Here is a 6,668-nt window from a genome sequence, read left to right as displayed (position 1 = left end):
AACGCGGGCGGCAACCCGTTCAACGAATACATCGTCACCGGGTCCGGGTGGAACACCGCCAACCGCATGTTCGTCGCGGACTTCTCCGGCGACGGTTCCGCCGATCTGCTGGCCACCACCCCCGGCGGCGAACTGCGCTACTTCCCCAACAACCGCGCCAGCAACGCCGGCGGTGCCCCGTTCAACGAATACATCGTCACCGGATCCGGGTGGAACACCGCCAACCGCATGTTCGTCGCGGACTTCTCCGGCGACGGCTCCGCCGACCTGCTCTCCACCACCCCCGGCGGCGAACTGCGCTACTTCCCCAACAACCGCGCCACCAACCCCGGCGGCGGCCCCTTCAACACCTACCAAATCACCGGATCCGGCTGGAACACCGCCAACCGCATCATCACCAACACCACCGAACAACCCACCCTCGCCCCCTGACGAAAGGAACATCGGGCGCCGGGGGCGGAGTGCGCTCCGCCCCCGGCGCCCGCCCGGCCGGTTGTCACGACGGTTCGGACAGCGCACCCGAGCTGCTCCGCCCGGCCAGTCCCGGGGGCCGGGGCTCACCGGCTTCGCGGCTGCCGTGCGCGGCGAAGATGCTCTCGGCTTCGGACCAGGCGGACTCGGCCTCGTCGTTCTTTCCCAGTACGGACAAGGCGATCGCACGGCTGCGCAGGGTCCGCGCGCGCCACAGCGGCAGCCGCAGCTGGCCCCACCGGTTCAGCGAGCGCCGCAGGTAGTCCAACGCCGCCTCGGGAGTGCCAAGGGCCAGCTCCCACTCCCCCAATGTGCGCAGGACGAGCGCCTGGCCGAAGCCGTCCTTCATCTCCGAACAGGTCTGCAGGGCCTCGAGAAGCCGATCGTTTTCCCGCTCGGCCGTTCCCTGCCGGATCCGGACCTTCACCAGCGCTTGCACGGCGTACGCGGTCATCAACCGGTCGCCGGTGGCGGCCAGCAGTTGCAAGGCCTCCTCACAGGCTTCGGCGGCCTCGGGCAACCGCCCCGCGGCACGGTGCACGAGGCCGATCGTGCGCGACACCAGGGCGACACCGTGACGGTCTCGCAAGTCGTGATACGCGTTGTGCGCGCCGATGCACTCACGCAGTGCTTCGTCGAGCTTTCCCAGTTCGGTGAGGATCAGGCCGCGACAGTGCCGCGCCCTGGCTTCGGCGACCCGATTCAGCCGGGGCAGCGCCTCGTCGACCGTCATCAGCGCCTCGGCCAGGTGTCCTTGTTCGCGGAGCACCGAACCGAGCATCACGCGGGTGACGGCGGCACCGTCGAGGTCGTTCACCTGGTCGTATGCTTGCAGGGCTTGGTGATAGTAGTCGGCGGCCTCGTCGAGCCGGTCCTGCTCGCCCCGCAGCCAGCCGAGTCCGGTCAGCAGCAGGCCCTGCCCGGAGAAGTCGTGGGCCCGCTTGGTCGCTTCCAGTGCGGCATGGTGCGTGCGCCACCACTGGTCGAAGTGGTTTCGCGTCACGAAAAGCGACGCACACAGCGCGGACGCCAGCCGTGCGGCCGCGGCGGCGAGCCCGAGATCACCGGCCCGCTCGACGAGGTGGACCAGCGTCGCCTGTTCGAGATCGAACCAGGCGAGTGGATGGGCGCCGACGGCAGCGCGGAGCTGCTCGTGGTCCGGCTGTTCCCCGTCCGGGCGGGACGCCTTCAGCACCCGCATCGGCGTTCCGCCCGAGGCCGTCTCCACCAGGACGAAAGCCCGATGCGCGGCCCTTTCCGCGGCGGTCTCCAGCGTGGCCCGCTCGTCCTCCGCCTCGGCTCGCTCCCAGGCGAAGACGCCTACCAGGGTGTGCATGCGATAACGCCGGTCCCCGACCACGTCGAGCAACTGGGCGCGCACCAGCGTGTCGAGCAGGACCTCCGCCGTGTCGTCGTCCGTGTCCAGCGCGGCCGCGACGAGCCAGATACCGAGCTCCGGCGCACCGAGCCAGGCCAGCCACCGCAGGGCGCGGCGCTCGGCGGGGCCGAGACTGTCGTAGCTCAACGCCATGCTTCCGCGTACTTCGAGATCCCCGACCGCCAGCTCGTCGAGGACGCGACGTTGTTCACGCAGCCGCGCGGCCATGCGGGCCAGCGACAGGTCGGGCCGTGCCGCCAGACGTCCGCCCGCGATGCGGATCGCCAGGGGAAGCCTGCCGCACTGCCGCACGATCTCTTCGGCCGCGTCGCGATGGGCGACCATGCGTTCTTCGCCGATGATCCGGCCGAGGAGGGTCAGGCAGTCGGCTTCGTCCATGATCCCGAGATCGACGTGTTCGGCCCCTGCCAAGGCGTCCAAGCGTCTTCGGCTGGTGACCAGGCACGCACACCGCCGGCCGCCGGGGAGCAGCGCCCGGACCTGCTGCTCGTTGGCGGCGTCGTCCAGGACCACCAGCACCGCCCGGGAGGCCAGCAGGGACCGGTACTGCGCGGCGCGTTCCTCGACCGTGGAAGCCACCGCGGAATCGGGGACACCCAGGGCACGCAGAAATCTGCCGAGCGCTTCGGACGCTTCGACCGCGGTGCCGTGCACACCCTGCAGATCGATGTAGAGCTGACCGTCCGGGTAACGGCCGGCCAGCCCATGGCTCGCACGAACGGCCAGCGCTGTCTTCCCGGACCCCGGCTTGCCCGCGACGACGACCACCTGCGCGGTACTTTCGCGCAAGCGGCGCAGTTCCTTCGCCCGTCCGGTGAAGTCGGCCATGTCCAGGGGAAGCTGCCCCGGGACGGCCTCGGCCTTCAGCGTGGGCGGGATGCCGTGCAGCACCTGCCGGTGCACCTCCTGAAGCTCCGGTCCCGGCTCGACCCCGAGTTGATCCACGAGAAGCTGCCGTCCTGCCTGGTAACACGCCAGCGCGTCCGCCTGCCGTCCCGCCTGGTGGAGGGCGAGCATCAGCTGGCCCCGTAGCCGCTCCAGAAGGCCGTGCTCGGCGACGAGAGTGGTGAGTTCGTCCACCAGTTCGTCACCGAGACCGAGTGCGAGGCACGCGTCGAAGCGTGCCTCGATGACCGCCAGCTTGAGGCTTTCCAGCCGGGCGGCGGAGGTAGTGGCGAAACGACAGCTCAACCCCGTCAGCGCGAGACCGCCCCAGGTCGCCAGCGCCAGTTCGCAGTACCGCTTGGCGGCCTTGTGGTCACCGGCGGCCGCCGCGGTGCGGCCTTCTTTCGCCAGGCGGGTGAACTCCCGGTAGTCGAGGGTGCTCTCGCCGAGGATGAGCTGATAGCCCCCTGGCCTGGTCACGATTCCCACTTCGGGAAGCGCTTTGCGGAGCGACGACACGTAGGTGTGCAGTGAGGCCGACGCCGTGGCCGGGGCTTCCTCGTCCCAGATCACATCGATCAAGCGCGCGGAAGTCACCAGAGCTTCCTCCGCGAGCAGTAGTGCCGCCAGCAGGGTTCGCGGCTTCTGACCGCCGAGCGGGACGAGTTCGCCCTCCCGGACAGCTTCCACCGGACCGAGTACACGCAACTTCATGTTTCCCCCACGGAAATCGGCTTCGTACACCCCAGGTTCGCCTTCCACAGGGCAGGCCGCCACGGAAGGCTTTTCGCACACTTCGCCGGGAGCCCCAGACGCCCGGCGGATCACCTTCCCCGGAATAGCGGGGAGGGCAGGGAAGGAAAGGGGAAAAACCGCGAGACCACGCGCCGTCGCACCATACCCGGCTCCATCAATCCCCCTTGAGAAAGCGTTTCCGTGGCCTCAACCGCGATGCCCGACAACCTGCTTACCCATCCCCTGTCGGCATCGGATGCCGCCGTCCGTCGTTACCGAAAAGGCGGGACAATCACCCGAATGGCGCCCTGGAAGAACCGTGCCCTCGCGAACACCGCCAAGCTCTGTCAAGCTATCCACTGAACGGTCGATATCGAGGACTCCTTACGCACCGCAGTTACCCATCGACCGCGAGCCCCTTGCAAGAGCCCGGCCGAGGCGATTGCCGCGAGCCGGCCAAGGTATTCGAACAGGATCGAATTCGATGCGCCCTTGTTGTGTCATGTCGTGTCGGTGCGCCGACGGAGCGCTACCGGCGCCGGCGTTTCAAGCCGGATACCGAAGCCCGCTTCATCTCGGTCCCTACGTCCTTAGTGGACGGTAGGCGTGCACGCGGGACGCGGGTCACGCGCGCGCCCGAAGGTGCGGCGGTAGGCAGTGGGGTGGTGTCGAGCGCGCGCCGGCCGCCGAACACCAGTGTTACGACGCCTATCGGTGGATTCGCGAGCAGGCGGAGACGCGGTGCTGGGCCGAGCGCCGGGTGTCGGTGGGCGGAGCGAGCGCCGGGGGCAAGCTCGCGCTCAGCGTGCTCGTCCAAGCCCTGCAAGACGGAGAACCCACCCCGGTGGCCGCCAGCCTGGAATACGCCGTCGGCGACCTCTCCCTGCCGGATGCGAGCCGCACCAGCCCAGCAAGCGGCCCATCGTCGGGCAGTGGATGATGCGGATGGTTCGCCGCACCTACTTCCAGGGCCCCGATCTCGACGATCCGGTCGTGTCCCCGGCCAAGTACCCGAAGCTGGGCGACTTCCCGCCGTTGCTGGTCCTCACCGGCGGGCTGGAAACGCTGCGCGGCGAGATGCACGCACTCGCCCACGCAGCCCGCACAGCCGGGGTCGAGGTCAGCTACCACGACTTCCCCGACTCCGACCACGGCTTCACCCACGTCACACCCGTCGAACCGCGCGGAGCGCCATCACCATGATCGGCGACCACCTACGCGCCGCCTTCGACAGGTCGTAGACCCGTACCCGTCGCGTGCTCCGGCGCCTTCCGGCCGCGCCGGAGCGCACGGTAAACCGAACACGGACGGCCCCGCGCCGTACCGGCCAGGACCACGAGGAAGAGATCCACCAGCCAGGCTGCCAACGAACCTACAACCCGGGATCCGAGCTCCGGGCGTCCAGCGCCTGCGAGAGCGCGCTCATGCTGACGTCGACTATCGCGCGGAGCTGCTTCCGGCTCGCCCCGGCCCTGCTCATCACGGCCAGCGACTGGTTGACCGCCGCGATGTGCACGGCGAAGTTGTCGGCGTCGCCGTCGGCCAGGTTCACGGCGTTCAAGGCGGTCCGCAGCCGCGCACGCTGAAAACCCAGGGCTTCGATCGCGCGCGCGGCGAGGTCAGGGCTCAGCACCGGTATCGCCATCGCGGTCTGAGCGACCAGGCATCCGTCCGGCAGGCCGGGATCAGCGATACGTTTCAGCGTGACGCCGAAAAACTCCCGTATCGCCCGCAGCGGTTCCCCCGGCGCGCGCGAAAGGGCCTGCTCGTACTGCTCCCCATACCGCGTGGCGTAGCGGTCCAGGCAGCGCAGATAGAGCGAATCCTTGTCGCCGAACGAGGAGTAGAGGGAGCTGCGGTTCAATCCGGTCGCCCGGGAGAGGTCGTCGACAGACGTGTCGGCGTACCCGGCCCGCCAGAACTGGATCATCGCCGCATCGAGCACGACGTCCACATCGAACTGCTTCTTCCCGGCCATCACGCACGCACCTCGTTCCTGAGCCAAGCCGTTGCGCCCACCCTAGCGCATCTTGAACCAGACAGTTCAAGATGCGCTAGGGTCGGAGACATGACCAACACCGCCACGAACCGCTCCTGCGACCAGAACCCGATCTCCGGGTTGCCGCTGCACGACCTCGCGGGATTCACGCACCGCTGGGTCGACGCGGAAGGCGTCCGGCTTCATGCCGTGGAAGGCGGCCGGCCGACCGGCCCCGCCGTCGTCCTGCTCGCCGGATTTCCGCAGACCTGGTGGGCCTGGCGCAAAGCGATGCCGGGCCTTGCCGAGCGATTCCACGTGATCGCGATCGACCTGCCGGGACAAGGCCACTCCGACCGCCCTCACGACAGCTACGACACGCACACCGTCGCCTCGCGCGTCCAGACCGCGGTGACCGCGCTCAACGTGCCGAAGTACTGGCTCGTCGCCCACGACATCGGAGCCTGGGTTGCCTTCTCACTAGCCCTGACCCACGAAGAACATCTGCACGGCCTCGCCCTGCTCGACGCCGGCATCCCCGGAATCACCCTCCCGGACGCCATTCCCACGGATCCCGACCACGCCTGGAAAACCTGGCACTTCGCGTTCCACCTGGTGCCCGATCTTCCCGAGACACTGCTCGCCGGCCGCGAACGTGATTACGTCGTCTGGTTCTTGAAGGTCAAAGCACTGTCCCCGAACACATTCGACAGCACCGAGATCGACCATTACGCCGCCGCTGTCGCGGCCGAGGACGGCCTCCGAGCGTCTCTCGCCTATTACCGCGACGCCGCGGAATCCGCACGTAAGAATCATGACGCCCTTGCCCGACAGCACTTGGCCATCCCGGTCCTGGGAATCTCCAGCTCCCACGGCTCGATCCCCGACATGGCAGCTTCCCTCAGCCCCTGGGCACACAACACGACAGGCGTCGTCATCCCCCAAGCCGGACACTTCATTCCCGACGAGCAGCCCGACGCAGTTGTCGACGCGCTGACCGCCTTCATCAATCACGAACGTGTGCGGTAGTCCGGGCAGCACCATCATCAGGACCGCGGCACCCTCGCCGCACACTGCCAACAAATGCGTCCGACAACCGACGGCATCATGCACATGACTTCCGGCCATCGATGACAAGTGAAGGAAATCGTCGGCATGAAGGTTGACCGTACTCGAATCCGAATGATGGAGACGTATTCG

4 protein-coding genes and 1 pseudogene are annotated in these 6,668 nt (G+C 68.1%); 3 read left to right on the top strand and 2 right to left on the bottom strand.

The genetic code is table 11. From position 1 onward, the window contains the following. The coding region (locus ACFWX1_RS09320; RefSeq protein ID WP_378385536.1) for an FG-GAP repeat domain-containing protein at positions 1-432 on the top strand (432 nt) is incomplete at its 5' end. Between the two features lie 64 nt (positions 433-496). On the opposite strand, the gene ACFWX1_RS09315 is transcribed toward ACFWX1_RS09320, so the two are convergent. Further along, on the bottom strand, positions 497-3,469 hold the full coding sequence (locus ACFWX1_RS09315; RefSeq protein WP_378385534.1) for a BTAD domain-containing putative transcriptional regulator: 2,973 nt from the start codon (positions 3,467-3,469) through the stop codon (positions 497-499). A gap of 739 nt (positions 3,470-4,208) precedes the next feature. Between ACFWX1_RS09315 and ACFWX1_RS09310 the strand changes: the two are divergent. After that, positions 4,209-4,693 (top strand): annotated as a pseudogene (locus ACFWX1_RS09310) (alpha/beta hydrolase fold domain-containing protein). Between the two features lie 169 nt (positions 4,694-4,862). Here ACFWX1_RS09310 and ACFWX1_RS09305 read toward each other — a convergent pair. Beyond that, the gene (locus ACFWX1_RS09305; RefSeq protein WP_378385532.1) at positions 4,863-5,468 is read right to left on the bottom strand and encodes a TetR/AcrR family transcriptional regulator; all 606 of its coding nucleotides are present in this window, start codon (positions 5,466-5,468) and stop codon (positions 4,863-4,865) included. Positions 5,469-5,558: 90 nt separating this feature from the next. On the opposite strand from ACFWX1_RS09305, the gene ACFWX1_RS09300 reads away from it, so the two are divergent. Beyond that, positions 5,559-6,497, top strand: a complete 939-nt coding sequence (locus tag ACFWX1_RS09300; protein ID WP_378385530.1) for an alpha/beta fold hydrolase — start codon at positions 5,559-5,561, stop codon at positions 6,495-6,497. Positions 6,498-6,668: the final 171 nt, after the last annotated feature.

Source organism: Amycolatopsis sp. NPDC059021, assembly GCF_042739895.1.
Taxonomy (GTDB): Bacteria; Actinomycetota; Actinomycetes; order Mycobacteriales; family Pseudonocardiaceae; genus Amycolatopsis.
Note: the sequence above shows the minus strand (reverse complement) of the source record. Positions and strands in the feature narration are given on the sequence as shown.